Annotated in this window: 12 protein-coding genes and 1 pseudogene; 8 read left to right on the forward strand and 5 right to left on the reverse strand. The window is 69.1% G+C overall.

All coding sequences use genetic code 11. The annotated features are described in order from the left end of the window. Nucleotides 1–99 precede the first annotated feature (99 nt). Entirely contained in the window at nucleotides 100–1,449 is a 1,350-nt protein-coding gene (locus AB0M27_RS43685) for a hypothetical protein (protein ID WP_365731139.1), read from the reverse strand. Nucleotides 1,450–1,659: 210 nt separating this feature from the next. On the opposite strand from AB0M27_RS43685, the gene AB0M27_RS43690 reads away from it, so the two are divergent. The 6 genes and pseudogenes from AB0M27_RS43690 to AB0M27_RS43715 all read left to right on the forward strand — a co-directional run. Continuing rightward, a complete protein-coding gene (locus AB0M27_RS43690; RefSeq protein ID WP_365731141.1) occupies nucleotides 1,660–2,106 on the forward strand; it encodes an ATP-binding protein in 447 nt (148 codons plus the stop codon). Further along, nucleotides 2,103–2,480: a hypothetical protein gene (locus AB0M27_RS43695; protein WP_365731143.1), complete on the forward strand. Its 378-nt coding sequence runs from the start codon at nucleotides 2,103–2,105 to the stop codon at nucleotides 2,478–2,480. Before AB0M27_RS43690 ends, AB0M27_RS43695 begins: the two co-directional genes overlap by 4 nt. A 126-nt stretch (nucleotides 2,481–2,606) precedes the next feature. Beyond that, the gene (tgmA, locus tag AB0M27_RS43700; protein ID WP_365731145.1) at nucleotides 2,607–2,903 is read left to right on the forward strand and encodes a putative ATP-grasp-modified RiPP; all 297 of its coding nucleotides are present in this window, start codon (nucleotides 2,607–2,609) and stop codon (nucleotides 2,901–2,903) included. Next, nucleotides 2,900–3,847 (forward strand): ATP-grasp ribosomal peptide maturase, encoded by a 948-nt coding sequence (gene tgmB, locus AB0M27_RS43705; RefSeq protein ID WP_365731146.1) that lies wholly within the window; start codon nucleotides 2,900–2,902, stop codon nucleotides 3,845–3,847. The genes tgmA and tgmB overlap by 4 nt, the downstream gene beginning before the upstream one ends. Beyond that, nucleotides 3,844–4,962, forward strand: coding sequence for an ATP-grasp peptide maturase system methyltransferase (gene tgmC, locus AB0M27_RS43710; protein ID WP_365731149.1), 1,119 nt, complete (start codon nucleotides 3,844–3,846; stop codon nucleotides 4,960–4,962). The genes tgmB and tgmC overlap by 4 nt, the downstream gene beginning before the upstream one ends. 1,114 nt (nucleotides 4,963–6,076) lie before the next feature. Next, nucleotides 6,077–6,367, forward strand: a pseudogene (locus AB0M27_RS43715) (SDR family oxidoreductase); the annotation flags it as partial. Nucleotides 6,368–6,421: 54 nt separating this feature from the next. Here AB0M27_RS43715 and AB0M27_RS43720 read toward each other — a convergent pair. The 4 genes from AB0M27_RS43720 to AB0M27_RS43735 all read right to left on the reverse strand — a co-directional run bounded on the left by AB0M27_RS43720 (nucleotide 6,422) and on the right by AB0M27_RS43735 (nucleotide 12,836). Then, complete coding sequence (locus AB0M27_RS43720; protein WP_365731151.1) at nucleotides 6,422–7,468, reverse strand: hypothetical protein; 1,047 nt, start codon at nucleotides 7,466–7,468, stop codon at nucleotides 6,422–6,424. A 239-nt stretch (nucleotides 7,469–7,707) separates the two neighbouring features. Next, a complete protein-coding gene (locus AB0M27_RS43725) occupies nucleotides 7,708–8,238 on the reverse strand; it encodes a toll/interleukin-1 receptor domain-containing protein (RefSeq protein ID WP_365731153.1) in 531 nt (176 codons plus the stop codon). Between the two features lie 6 nt (nucleotides 8,239–8,244). Next, on the reverse strand, nucleotides 8,245–9,408 hold the full coding sequence (locus AB0M27_RS43730) for a DegT/DnrJ/EryC1/StrS family aminotransferase (RefSeq protein WP_365731155.1): 1,164 nt from the start codon (nucleotides 9,406–9,408) through the stop codon (nucleotides 8,245–8,247). Continuing rightward, complete coding sequence (locus AB0M27_RS43735) at nucleotides 9,405–12,836, reverse strand: tetratricopeptide repeat protein (RefSeq protein ID WP_365731157.1); 3,432 nt, start codon at nucleotides 12,834–12,836, stop codon at nucleotides 9,405–9,407. The genes AB0M27_RS43730 and AB0M27_RS43735 overlap by 4 nt, the downstream gene beginning before the upstream one ends. A 117-nt stretch (nucleotides 12,837–12,953) precedes the next feature. Here AB0M27_RS43735 and AB0M27_RS43740 point away from each other — a divergent pair, with 117 nt between their 5' ends. Together AB0M27_RS43740 and AB0M27_RS43745 are read left to right on the forward strand one after the other, a co-directional pair. Next, nucleotides 12,954–13,607 (forward strand): GNAT family N-acetyltransferase, encoded by a 654-nt coding sequence (locus tag AB0M27_RS43740; protein ID WP_365731159.1) that lies wholly within the window; start codon nucleotides 12,954–12,956, stop codon nucleotides 13,605–13,607. A gap of 24 nt (nucleotides 13,608–13,631) precedes the next feature. Next, on the forward strand, nucleotides 13,632–13,966 hold a 335-nt coding region (locus tag AB0M27_RS43745), incomplete at its 3' end, for an NAD-dependent epimerase/dehydratase family protein (protein WP_365731161.1).

A 13,966-nucleotide genomic window follows, 5' to 3' on the forward strand; every position in this document is an offset into this window, starting at 1 on the left:
CCAACTTGAGCCTAGACACCTCAAGGATCACAGGAGACGGCGTGTTTCCCGTATCGGGGCAGCTCAGGGCACCCACACATACGGCAGGAGAGCCCATTTTCAGGCCTTGGCTGCAGCCACCTGCCGGACCCGCCCAGCGAGCTCCTTGACCGCGCGCGTCTTCGCGTACGGCGCCAGGTCCGTGCGCATCGTGGCAAAGTGGTCGTCGCCGCGGACGGATGAGACGTGCTCGTACTCATCCAGGAACCGAGCCCACGACTCGCATGCGGCCTCCACGTGCCCGTACCGCAGTTGGCGCTGCGCGAGGACCGCGTATGCGTGGACGCGGCCCTGCCGCTCCTGCGCGGGTTGCACGCGGATCGACTGCTTCATCGCCCCGATGCTGCCCGGCAGGTCGCCCTCTTCCATCAGCACGTGGGAGACGTGGAAGAGGTAGGCGGTCTGGTCGTAACCGCCGATCGCATCACGTCGGTTGTCGGCTTTCGCCAGCGCCGCCTCGGCCTCGCGCAGCCGTGTATGTGCCTGGCGCCGGTCCCCGACTATGGAGGCCGCGTGTGCCTGCTGTCCCCGCAGGAATGCCACCAGGCGGGGGCCGGCCGACGGTGCCGCCTCGGCCGCCGAGTCCGCCAACTGAAGTGCCATCCGGCCGTGCCGCAGGTTCGACGCCTGGAGGGACATGCCACGCAGCGTCCGGCAGTAGGTGAGATGGTCACCCGCCTCGTCGGCGAGCTTCAGCGCCGTCGTGTAATACGTCTGCCCCAGGCCGTGGGCTTTCTCGTACATGGCCATCCAACCCGTCAGGTAGGTCAGGTCGGACGCGGCGGCGAGCATGTCCTGCTTCACCGGCTCGGAGGCCTGCGCCCTGAGCCACGGGCCGACCGTGTTGACGAGGAACGCCGCCGCCATGGGGCGGGCGTGGCCGGCGCCGAACTCGTCCAGGATGTCGGCGATCCGCTCCGTCATTGAGCGCACCGAAGCGACCTGGGAGGTGCCGATCCGGGTGGTGGCCTTGCCCGGGGTGACCGGGTCGTCGGCGGCCCGGGCGCTGCTGCTGAACGCGGGCACCGTCAGCGCGGCAGAGAACAAAGTCGCGGCCAGGACACCGCGACGGGATGGATCCATATCCGCCCTTCCGAGGTCGATCAACTCCTCCACAGTGTCGACTGGTTCGCATCCGGCTCCGGGACGGGCGGGCTGAAGCCCGGCTTCCGTGTGAGTGACCGGTCGCCCTAACCGGGCGGACAGCGCTTCAAGGATCAAAGGCCTGACCTCGGGTTTCGGCGGCGTACCAGCGATCCAGTGCGCGACGGCCGTCCGGTCGTACGTCAGTTGCAGTCCGGCCTGCGGGCCGAGCCGGTTGACTTGCTGCGCCAACTGCGTGCGCGTCCAACGTGCCTGCTCAAGCAGCCTGTCCAAGGCTGGATTGGGCGTGCGCTTCCTCGTGGCCATGTCTCAACTCCCGACAGCTCCATGGCGTTCACGGTGTTCACGGTCGCACCTACCGCCCACGGTACCCGCAGACGGTGACCGCGCGATTACCTCTTACGAGTAAAGCGACTGATCTCGGCCTTGGGAGCAGCGGTGACGAGCGCACCACCCTTGAGAACTGGCTCGGCGACGCCAACCGGCGGGCCCTGCATAGAGCGTGGGCGCCTCCGCGTGGCCGAAGACCTGATGAGCGTGTGCTTCTGCGTCTCCCCCGGCAGCAACAGGCGAGACGTCGCCGAACCGGACGCCCGCCGCGTGCAGATGGCCCGCCGGGTCACCGCGGCCTGGCTGCGCTGCTGCGGCCAGCCGGACCTGGTCGATGACGCCACGCTCATCGTGTCCGAGCTGGTCACCAACGCGATCGTGCACAGCAGCGGATCACAGGTCACCCTCACTCTCGCGATCCGTGACGGCTTCCTGCACATCGCCGTGCACGACGAGACGCCCGGCGATTTCACGGTGCACAACGCCGACAGCGACGCCGCCAGCGACGCCGAGCGCGGCCGCGGCCTGTTCCTCGTTGACCACCTTGCCGACGCGCACGGCGGCACATGGGGAACGAGCGATGAGGGGGCCACCACCTGGTGCCACCTCGCCCTTGCCGGGACGTGCCAGTGAACACGCACGACGCATCCAATGACCTCCAGGCGGCACCCGTCGACGCTGGCCTGATCCGCCAGAGCTACAACACGGTGCTGCTGGCCACCGGGCACCTGCCGCAGGAGCGGCGGGCACATCTGGCGGGGCTGCTGCGCGGGCACGCCGCGCTGCTCCTGCCCGAGGTCGAGGGCCAGATGCCGCACATGCGCGGCGAGTGGTGGCATACCGCGGAGCACGTCGTGCGCCGCACGCACAGCGCCCTCGGCGTCACCGTCACCGAGTCGCGTCGGGCTGACCGCCTGGACGATCTGGCATCCCTGACCCGCTCACTCCTCACGCTGCACGAACAAGCGGCGCCACCACGGCCGCTCACAAGCTCCGCCCGCTCCTGACCAGGCAGTCGGCACGGGCGGAAGTGCCGGCGCTGGGGTCACCCCGCTGACTGGCCCCAGCGCCGGCCGCACAGTCCACGCCCGCTACCTGGGCGGGCCCACCACTTTCGACACGAAGGAGACGAGATGTTCGTCCACGCCGACCGCATGCCCACCAGCCCCGCGGTCCCGCAGGGCTTCGCCACCCATGTTCCTTGGGGCGTTGGCCGCATGGCCCCGTACCCGACCATGGCGCCGGACTACGCGCGCGTCATGCTGGACCCGGCCACCCAGACCGCCGTGTTCTTCGACGCCTCCGGGCACGTCATGGAGGCGCCCGGGCACGGCACCAGCACCGGCACCGCCCCGGCCACGGGCACCAGCCCCGACGGGCAGGGCCAGGGCAACACCGACTCCGACCAGGGCAGCGACAGCGACCAGTGAATGACTCGCGTCCGGTGCTGGTCGTCACCAGTCTGTACGACCCCACCGCCGACGTGGTGATACGCGAGCTGCACGACCGGGGCGTCCCGGTCGTGCGGTTCGACTCCGGGGACTTTCCCGCATCACTGTCGGTGGAGGCCGAGATCACCTCGCACGGCGTGAAGGGGCTCATTCACACCTCGTCCCGCACCGCCGACCTGGCAGCCGTCCGCTCCCTCTACTACCGGCGACCCACAGGGTTCGCCTTCCCGCACCTGAGCGAGTACGACGCACGGTTCGCCCTCACCCAGGCCCGGTACGGGCTCGGCGGGGTGCTGGCCTCCCTGCCCGGCTGCCTGTACGTCAACCACCCGCACCGCATCGGCGACGCCGAGTTCAAACCGTCCGGGCTGGCCGCGGCCGCCGCTGCCGGGTTCGACGTGCCGCCCACGCTCATCACCTCCAGCCCGGACGCGGCCCGCGCCTTCATCAAGCGGCACGCCCCGATCGTCTACAAGCCGCTGTGGAACCCCGTCTACCTGGTCGACGGTGCCGCCTGCGTCGTGAAGGTCGCCGAGGTGACACCCGAGGACATCGACGACCGCGCGGCCGGTACGGCGCATCTGTTCCAGCAGCGTGTGCCCAAGACGGCCGACGTGCGCGTGACCGTCATCGGCTCCCGCGTCTTCTGCGTCCGCATCGACTCAGACCTTCTGGACTGGCGCACCGACTACAGCCGGCTGACCTACACCCCGGTCGCTCCGCCTCCAAGCATCGAACCGGCCCTTCACCGCTACATGGACCGCTTCGGGCTCCTCTTCGGCGCTTTCGACTTCTGCGTCGGCGACGACGGGCGATGGTGGTTCCTGGAGTGCAACCCCTCCGGCCAGTGGTACTGGCTGGAAACCGAGACCGGCCTGCCGATGCTCGCCGCCCTGGCAGACCTGTTGGAGAGGACGAAGTGACCGATCAGGCCCTGCTGCACAAGCAGCTCATCGACACCCTGACTGCCCATGGCAGCCTGCGCACCGAACCGTGGAAACGCGCGGCCGAGACCGTCCCCCGGCACGAGTTCCTGCGCGGCGGGTTCTTCCGCCGCATCGAGCGCGCCGTGCCGGCGGCGTGGGCGCCGGTCCTGAACGACGGCCCGGGATGGCTCAAGGCCTGCTACACGGACGAGTCACTGGTGACCCAGATCGCCGGAACGATCGCGCCCGCGGACATCCGGGGACAGATCATGCGCCAGCCAACGAGCTCCAGCACCCTGCCCTCCCTCGTCCTGCGGATGCTGGAAGCCCTCCAAGTCGAGCCGGATGTACGGGTACTGGAGATCGGCACCGGCACCGGCTACTCCACTGCGCTGCTGTGCGCGCGCCTCGGCGAGGAACGTGTCACCTCCATCGAGTACGACCAGGACGTGGCCTCTCGGGCACGCACCGTCCTTGCCCGGCTCGGCATGTATCCCACCCTCGTCACCGGTGACGGCCTGCTCGGCTACGAGGAGGGCGCACCGTACGACAGGGTGATCGCCACGTGCGGGGTGCGCACGCTGCCCGCAGCGTGGATCGAGCAGACGCGGCCCGGCGGCATCATCCTGGCGACCGTCGGCGGCTGGCTCGCAGCGTCGGAGCTGGCGCGGCTGACGGTCCACGACGACGGCACGGCGTCCGGCCCGCTGCTGGGCGGGCAGGTCAGTTTCATGCTCGCCCGCCCACAGCTGCCACCCCCGCTCGGTCTCCTGCCCGATCTCAGCACGGGCGTGGAGCGGGAAGCCATCATCGGCGCCGACGTCCTGGACGACTGGACGACGCGCTTCGTCGTACAGGCCGCCGTACCAGACGCTCAGCGCCTGACGCTCACGCAGGACGGACAAGAACAACACGTCCTGATCGACGTCGACTCCGGCTCCTGGGCCTCCCTGTACCAACAGGACGGCCGCTGGACCGTCCGCCAGGACGGCCCCGATCTGCTGTGGGATGCCGTCGAGGACCAACTCGGCCGCTGGCGCGCCAGTGGTACGCCGCCGCTGGAGCAGTGCACCATCCACATCACTCCCGAAGCGCAGACCATCCGCTGGTAGACCCTCCCGGTGCGGCCCCACCTGTTTGCCCCCGCCGAGGTGGACGGGCAGGGCTTCCTACTGCCTCGACCAACCCGCCACAGACCAGCCCCACCCGGGCCGCGGACCGGCCCGTCCTCGCCGCGTTCGAGGAGGAGTCCCCCTCCCCGCGGGCGCCGTCCCCCACGTGTTGGTGCTTCCGTCCCGGCGTCCGCTGCGGGTGGCGGGTGGGCTGGGGTGGTCGGCGGAGGTGGCTGCCCAGTTGGCGAGGAGCTTGAGCCGGTCTTCGTCGGGGCCGCCCGGCTCGGCAGTGAAGGTGGGCAGAGCGACTCGGTGCCCGGCGCGGATGACTGAGCCAGCACCTCTCGCCGCTCGCGCCAGCTATGCGTCTTCGCCTCCCGCCCGGACGTGCTGCTCTGTGTCGGCCGGGGCCACATCTGGTCGACCTGTACGCCGAGGTCGCGCAATCTCGGGACGACAGCTTCCGCGCCGACGGGCGCATCACCGACCTGATTCGGCACGCCGCGACGTGTGGGGCGCCGGACCGGGGAGTCGTCTGACCGGACGCGGCCCGGAGTTCACGGCCCTCCAGGAACAGGTCCAAGCGGCCCCTGAAGAAAGAGCGCCGCAAGGATCCCGGCCTGGCCCGCCGCAGCTCTCGCGCGCCGTGCGACGGCTGCGGCGCTCCGCACCGATCCGGGTGCCGCCGATCTTCCCAAAGGCATACTGGCCTGATGACGACCACCCAGCGCATTCTCGACCTCGCCGCGGCCGCACCGGCGGCCACGAGTTCGACAGCGACTCCGTTTTCAAGGCACTGCGCGAGTGGAGCACCCCGTGAACGTGCGGCCGCCGAGAGGTCGGCAAGGCGCCGCCGATAGCCACCACGGACACGGGCGGACACGGCGCCGCAGTCCGGACAGGCCGCCTCGCGCGTCACCGTCCGTGCCGTGAGTACTATCCCGCCGCCATCTGCTCTAACCTCGTCGACCACCGCGGAGGACAGATGGGCGAAGGCCGTGGGGAACGTCGAGAACGCTGCAATCACACGAACGGCCATCCCGCCAGCCGGTTGTGACGCCGTGTCACCGCCTCACAAGAAGTGGTTCAGAGCCGAACGAAATGACCGTCGACATATGCGCCCCGGGGCATCCGCATCAACGCCGTGTGCTCCGGCGTCATCAGCACCCCGATGGTCGCCGACATGGTCGAGAACCAGGCCGAGGCCATGGCGGGGATCATCAAGGAACAGCCCATCGGCCGACTGGGGCGAGCGGACGAGGTCGCAGCAGCCGTCCTGTGGCTGTGCAGCCCCGACGCCAGCATCGTCACCAGAACAGCTCTCCCTGTGGCTGGCCCGATGCGGGCTGCTCGTGCGCGACTGATGTGGGCTTCGATCGGGCGACGTTGCTCGCTGGCCCGGTGAGCTGATGTTGGAGCCGGTCTGGGAGAGTCCGCCGTCTCCGAGACGGAGGAGGTCCTACGACCGTGGAGGCGAGCCAGGATCGGCGGAAGGCGTCTGAGCCGGTGACGCCAGGGGATCCGCGCCCGCAGGCGTGACGGGCACGGCGCCCGCCCTCATCCGCTCGAAGACCAGATCGAAGGTGAAACCGGCGCTGAAGCCCAGGGGCACGGTGAAGAACAGCAGGCGGCGCACGTCGATGTGATCGAGCAGATCCGGCAGGGCCAGCAGCTGAGAGGCGCAGTAGAGCAGCACCGAGACCACTCCGGCACCCAGCCCGCGCACTGCCGCCTGCAGCCACCCCGACCCGGTCTCGAACGTGTGCCGGATCAGCGCCCCGCCCACCGCGGCCAGCAACGGAGCGGCCACGAGGGCGGCCAGGCGCTGGGCACTGGCCGGGCCGGGGCCGCCCGCGCCGACCAGCAGCCCCAAGGAACCCAACAGGCACAGCACCGCCGCGGTCAGACCGCTTTTCAGACGCCGGGCTCCCGAACGGGCCTCTCGCCGTGCCTGCTCTTGCGCCTCCTGCCGGCGTCGGCGCTGCGCCAGCAAGCACGCCACCAACCGTGAAGCCGAGCCGGGGCGCCAATCGTCACCCATCAGCGCGATGTCGTCGTCGTCCGCGTCATTGCGGACCTTGTCGAGATTCACCCACACCTGGCCCGCTCCCCCGCCGAACGTGGCCACCGGCACTACGGGGATATGCTGGGAGATGGCGATGATCCCGGCGATGCGCGTCGACTGCCCGCCCCCCACCAGCAGCACACCGTCACACTCCAGCAGGGTGCGGTAGTAGGACACCTCCCACTCGCCGGTGGTGTCACGAATCAGATCCAGGGTGACGCAACTGCCCTCCGGCAAAGCGAAGTCCACATCCTGGTGGCGTGCGGGATGGGCAGCCACGCGGCCGGGTGCATCGGACGTGCACGCCTGGGCATAGCCGTGGACCACGTGCCATTCGATATAGGTGGACTTGCTGGAATAGACCGCCAGATCGCAGCCGGCGCGCGCCAGTTCCTGCCCCAGCAGGCGGCAGGCCTCCTCCGCCTGGTCGACCGCCTTCAAGGGCGGCGTGAAAGAGCGGTCAGGCGAAACGCTGCCCACAATGGCAACTACCGGACGGAGCCGATGGGTTGAAGACATGGCGCAGTCTATCGGGGCAGATCGAGCCACCATCCTCTGCCCGCCGACTCTCGCGTCGCACACGCCGCCTCTGAGCACCGGCATACGTGCGTAGGGCACGCTCAGGTCGGTATCGCAAGCCGACATCTGAAGGGTGCGCCCATGCCGTGTTCCACCATGGATCAGTCGCGTAGGGTCAGGACCGCTCGGCGGATGCCCCGGCTCACGTCGGCGAACCCAGAGTCCGGGTCGGGCCATTTCACGATGGGGCGGGCAGCCGTGGGCAGCGCCTGGAGCTTGCTGAAGGGCAGGTGATGCCAGTCGCAGTCCCGCAGGATGACGGGGATGACGCGGGCGCTGCCAGCCGCGTGTCGTTCCAGGGCCTGCCGCAGCTCGACGTCCCAGCAGTACTCGGACGCGATGAAACTGGAACTGATCATGAGCAGGATGATCGCGGCATCATTGATGTTCTGGTCGATGGCCTCGCGCCACTCCTGCCCCGGACCGATCTCACGGTCGATCCACAGTGAGATGAGTCCTTCCCGCCGTAGCGCGCTCAGGTGGCGGTCGAGGACCGTCACGAGGTCGAGATCCTCCTGTGAGTACGACACGAAGATCTTGACGGGCTCCGGGCCCGCGGCCGGACTGCTCGCCACCCTGATCTCGCTGAGCACCTGCTTCATCTTGCCCTTGGATTCCTCGGATACCCCCATGTAGGGTCACCCTCCCTTCAGGTCGGCCAGCACGTCGCGCAGTCCGGCCACCACGCGTTCGGCGTCGGCCACGCTCATCTCCGATGACATCGGCAACGCCAGCACCTCGCGTGCCAGCGTCTCGGTGACCGGCAGCGGCGCCGCGGGGATGGCGGTCTCGCCGAGCAGCCGATGCAGCGGTGGTGCGTAGTAGGGCTTCGTCTCGATGCCGAGCCGGTGCATGCGCTCAGCGATCTCGTCGCGGGCATACGGGGGTGGGCAGCGCATCACCCAGTGCACCCAACTGTGCCGGTCACCGGTCCGCACATGCTGCGCAATGACACCCGGCGTGGTGTTGGCGAAGTCGTCGTAGACGGCGGCGACAGCGGAGCGGCGCGCCAACATGGCGTCGATATGCGGGAGTTGGTCGAGGGCGACCACCGCGTTCGGTTCGGTCATCAGGGAGGATCGGATCCAGTTCGCCCCTCGCCCCAGGCGGTCGCGGCTCCCCGCCGGAAGGACCGCGAAGCCGCCTGCCCCGGCTGCGGAGACGACCTTTGCCATGCTGAGCGAGAAGGCATGGGCATCGGCCTGGGTACCCACGGGCATGCCCCCGGTGTATGCGCCGAGAGCCGGCGCCGAGTCCGCGAGCAGCGGGACCCCCGCCTCGCCGCAGAGCCGGGTCAGGGCCGGGTAGTCCGCCGGATGGCCGAGTGCGTCCACGCTCACCACCAAGTCGACGCGGCGCGCTCGGAGAATGTCCTCAAGGCGCTGCGGGTCGAGGGTCCACGTTTTCGTGTCGACGTCACAGAAGAGCAGGTCGTAGTCCAGCTGGCGCAGGAACTCTCCGGTCGCGGCGAAGGTGAACGAGGGCAGCACGGCGGTGCTGCGTCGGTGCGGGCGCCTTCGGCCATGGGCTAGCGCGAGCGCGGCGAGCCGTAGAGCCACGGTCCCGGACACGGTGAGAACGAGTTCACGGCTCTCGTCGACCTTTGCACGCAACCTCAGCTCCTGCTCCAGCAATGTGGTCCATTGATTGCCGCATTTCACGAGCCCGGATTCGAGGACCCCCAGCAGCCGGTGCACCACCGTCTCGGGGCTGACAGGACGCGGTGGTTGGACGAGTCGCAGCGGCGGATCGAACAGCGGGCGCCGGGGGCCCTCGGAGGTGCCGCCAGGTGTCGCGGTCACCACAATGCCTCCATGTCCGCGGCCTCCCGAAGAGCCCGTTGGGCCTGATCGTGCAGACCGAGCTGTCGACTGGCCAGGGCGTAGGCGACCAAGGAGTAGTGCAGCTGGCGGGGATCGCCCTGGGCCGAGTGGCGGCGCCGGATGTACAAGGCCTGTTCGTGGGCGTGCACGGCCCGGGCCGCCTCGCCCTGGAAGCGATAGGCGACGCCGAGGTTGTCCCAGGTCTTCGCCGTCTCCACAGCGTCCTCGGGAAGGTGGCGCCGCTTGATGTCGAGCGCCTGGCGGAAGTGGTCAACCGCCTCGTCGACGGCACCCATATGCCGCAGCGCACGCCCCAAGTTGTCGTGTGTTCCGGCGAGTTCGTAGTCTCCCGGCGGATAGGCGCGGCTTTCGATCTCCAGCGCTCTGCGGTGGTGCTCGATGGCGGCCGGTACGTCCCCGAGCCGGCGCAGCATGTTGCCGATCGCCCCATGGGTGGAGGCGAGCAGCCGGTGCTCGCTGCCGCCGTATGCCGCCTCGAAGATGTGCAGCGCCTCCTCCTGGTGGAGGTATGCCGCTGCGTAGCGGTGCAGATGACGCAGAGTCACTCCGATGTTGATGAGGGTGGCGGCCACTTCCGGATGCTGTCCGCCGAAAAATCGGCGCTCGATGCCCAGCGCGCGCTCGAAGTACGGCAGGGATTCCGCGGCGCGGCCCTGCCCGCGCAGGGTCAGGCCCAGATTGTTGTAGAGACTGCCGAAGTCGGGGTGGTCATCTGGCAGCACCTGCTTGAACCGGGCCAGCGCCTCCCCCAGGGCGCGTTCCGCCTGCGGGTATTCGCCCCGGCTCGTGTGTGCGATGCCCAGGTTATTGGTGGTGATGGCGATTTCCAGGCGCCGGTCGCCGGGCAGGGCGGCTTCTTGTGTCAGGGCCTGCTCGAAGAAGTCCAGGGAGTCGGACATCCGCAATTGCATGTGGATGACCCCCAGATTGTTGAGGATCTTCGGGCGCGTGGCGGGCACCTCGGCCCTGTCGCGTTCCGCCAACGCCAGCCCTGCGCGCAGCGCCCGCTCCGCGCCGCGCAGATCACCCAGTTCGCGCAGAGCGCAGCCGAGGTTGTTGTACGAGGCGGCCAGCTCGCCTGGCGCGGCGTGCACACTCCTGCGGATGTCGAGGGCGCGCTTCTGCAGGCGACAACTGCGCTCCAGCAGCCCCTCGTTCAGCCGGGACAGGCCCAGGTTCGAGAGTGCTGCGGCATAGTTGGCGTCCTGGCCGAAGAGCGCACGGAGCATGGCGGCGGCCCGCCGGAAGATGGCCGCGCTCGAACCGTAGGCGCCCCGCCCGAAAAGGTAGACGCCGCAGCGATTGAGCAGTTCGACCTGACGTGGTCCTGGCCGGGTTCCGGACAATCGTGCCCCGCCCACGCTCAGAGCGTGTTCGAGGAGATCGGCGCAGCGCGGCCAGGATTCCGGGTTCGCCGGGTCGGCGGGGAAGAGGGCGAGCAGGAAGGTCACGGCGATGTCATGCCAGTTGGGACCACCCTCCCGCGGCCGCTGGGTCCGGACATGGTGCTGCACCAGACGGTGCAGCTCGAACCGGCCGTCGTCGCTCTCGTCCGCGAGTCCGGTCGAGACGATGTGCCTGACGAGTTCGCCGACCCGTCCATCATCGCGCAGCGCGGTGCGCAGCCCGTCAGGAAGCCCGGCCCGGCCGGCGGGATCCATGAGCAGTGCCAGGTCGAAGTGGCCAGGGCCGAGATAGGAGCACAGTTTCAGCAGATCGAGGGCCTGAGAAGAGATCGTGCTCAGTCGGTCGACGGCTATGGCGTACGAGGCCGCCTCGCTGTGGCCCGCATGCCGGCGGCGCACCTCGGCGAGAAGCCTACGGGCCGGGGTGCCTCTGGCCAGTTCCTCGCGGGCCGGTATCAGCTGCTGCGGCAGGCAGTCCAGCTCGCGGCAGAGAAGCTCGACCGCCTCATCGACGAATCCGGCCCCAGCCCGCGGAGGATCTGCCGCACGGTCCGCCGTGATGCCCTGGTCCCGCGACTCATCCTTGGCGCACAGCAGGGCAACCGCGTCGGGCACAGCGAGCGGCGGCACCGTCAAGGTGGCGTACTGCCCTGCGATCTCGTTCTGCGAGAGCCTCGTCGTCAACAGTACGCGTCCCGATCCCTCTGCAGGGACGAGGTGTTGTATCGACTCCACGCTCTCGACGTTGTCGAAGACGAGCATCCAGCCGTCCATCGCCTCGAGCCGCGCCCGCACCGCCTGGCAGGTACGGGCGATGTCGTTGATGACCGCCAGGCCGAGTGGCGAGGCGAGGCCCGCGTACGCCTGCTCGGCGCCCGAGACGTGTTCTGCCGGGATCCACCAGCGCACATTGTCCCCACTCGGCCGACGGCGGAGTACGGACTCCCGGGCGAGGCGGGTCTTTCCAACCCCCATCGCGCCACGCAGCACCAGGACGGCCGGGGTGTGCGAGGCGGGCACGAAGGCCGCCTCGATCTCGTCGAGAAGCGCGTCCCGGCCAATGATGGGCTTGGGTTCGGCCGCTATGTTGTCGGCTGCGCCGCGCCCCTGGCCCGGCACGCCGGCGGGCGGCCTCAGGCTGCGCAGGAGCTCGACCAGCCCGGATGTGGCCTGACCGGGGGTGGACTCGCCCTCGTGATACACAATCGGTGTCACAGTCGTCTCAGCGGTCTCGGTACGCGCCCGCTCACCCGCGTGTTCGGGACACAGCCAGTAGTGTCGCCCCACGGTGCCGGGCGCACCCTGGAGCAACCAGTCGCGAACCACCCGTAAAGCCGGGTCCGCCCCCGAGCCGACGAAGACGAGTGAGCGGTCCCCGACGATCAGTCGACGCAGAGTCTCGGCCGCCCCGCCAAAGAGCTGTTCGGGCTCCTGAACCCCGAACAGCACCGAACTGGGGCTGTCCCACCGTCCGTAGAGATGAATCAGCGCCGTGTCCTCGGACTCCATGGCCTGACGTACGAGGTACGGATCCCGCCAGGTCACGGCCGGTCCGTGCAGCCCCAGCGCGCGCTCGACAAGATCGTCCTGGGCAACGCTCACCAGGGTGACCCGTAGCTCCTCCAGCGCTGCGGCAAGTTCGGTCTGCGCGAGAGGCAACCTGCCGAGCGTTGCCCGCAGACAGGCACCGTAGGCGTCGCCGTCGCGGCCGCCGAGCTGGTCGGTCACCCGGTCGGTGACGAGCGCGTACGCGCTGAGTTCGCCCTCGGCACCCCAGTGCAGAGCCGCTCGCGCATGTTCGGCCCAGCTTCCGGGCAGTTCGGTGACGTGCTCCTCGCACCAGTCGATGAGCGACCTCAGCAGGCTCGGCCAGGCCGCCTCGGGGCAGCCACCGCTCAAGGCGAGCGAGGTGTCGCTGTCGATGATCACGACGGCGGTCCGGCTGGCGATCGCCTGCCGGAGCGCCTCAAGAGGGTCCATCCCAGCCGTGTCACCAGGCATGACCACCCCCCCCTCGCTTGTCCTACGGTAACTGGATTTTGACGTTGAATCAGAGATATGGACCCGTGCCGGAGAAGTCCGATTACGATGCCGTGCATGGACGGAGTTGATGCGGCATCGTTCCCAGCACGGGCAATCACCTCCCATGACGGACAGGTGGTGGTGGTACGCCCCTTGGCCCGGACGGACGCCGCCGCTTTCGGCGAGTTCCTGGAGGGGCTGTCCGAACAGACACGCAAGCGCTACAACCCCCACCCCCTGACCCGCGCCCACGCCGCCGAGATCTGCGCAAGGATCGACGACGACACACGCTCCCTGCGTATCGTCCTGGCCCATGAGCACGTCGATGATCAAGCCGCCAGGGACACGACCCCGGGCACGCCACGCATCGTCGGATACATGCTGGTCCAGTTCGCCATCCCGCAGGCCGAGAAGGACCGCTATGCGGACCAGGGCATCATCCTCGACGACGACAAGGACTGCAGGATCGCCCCGGCCGTGGCCGACCATCTGCAGAACCGAGGGCTCGGCACAACCCTGCTGAAGGACTCCCTCGCCTTCCTGCGCAGCAGCGGTCGCCGCATCGTCGTGCTGTTCGGCGGCACCCAGACGAGCAATGCGCGGGCGATCCGGGCCTACGAGAAAGCCGGCTTCACGGCAGCCGGCGCATTCCGTACAGGCCTGATCGACAACGTGGACATGTGGCTCTCCCTGGACGCGTGGACCGCGGACAGCGGTGCCCAGCGGTGAAAAGCGCATCATGAGGCACCGGCCGTGAACGGAACGCGGCATGTCCTGGTGACAGGAGCGGCGGGCTATGTGGGGGCGGTGCTCGTCCCGCTGCTCCTGGCGTCCCGCTGGCAGGTCACGGCTGTCGACGTCTTCCACTTCGGCCGCGACACCCTCGCCACGAGCCTCGGCCACCCGGGACTACGAGTCGTACAGGCCGATGCGCGCTCCCTCGATTCCCGCCTGCTCGACGGCGTCGACGCGGTCATCGCCCTCGCTGCCCTTAGCTTGGTGTTTAACCTCGGCCGTTCACCTGACCCGCTGATCTTGGTTCGTTCTCGGGACAGCAGGACGGCCGTTCTTCACGCTTCGAGGTGTCG

This window comes from Streptomyces sp. NPDC052107 (genome assembly GCF_040680215.1).
Classification (GTDB): domain Bacteria; phylum Actinomycetota; class Actinomycetes; order Streptomycetales; family Streptomycetaceae; genus Streptomyces.

Coding starts and splice junctions, on each gene's coding strand:
- tgmA (WP_365731145.1), top strand. CDS start 2,607: ATGTTCGTCCACGCCGACCGCATGCCCACCAGCCCCGCGGTCCCGCAG.
- AB0M27_RS43740 (WP_365731159.1), top strand. CDS start 12,954: ATGGACGGAGTTGATGCGGCATCGTTCCCAGCACGGGCAATCACCTCC.
- AB0M27_RS43735 (WP_365731157.1), bottom strand. CDS start 12,836: ATGGACCCTCTTGAGGCGCTCCGGCAGGCGATCGCCAGCCGGACCGCC.
- AB0M27_RS43685 (WP_365731139.1), bottom strand. CDS start 1,449: ATGGCCACGAGGAAGCGCACGCCCAATCCAGCCTTGGACAGGCTGCTT.
- AB0M27_RS43725 (WP_365731153.1), bottom strand. CDS start 8,238: ATGGGGGTATCCGAGGAATCCAAGGGCAAGATGAAGCAGGTGCTCAGC.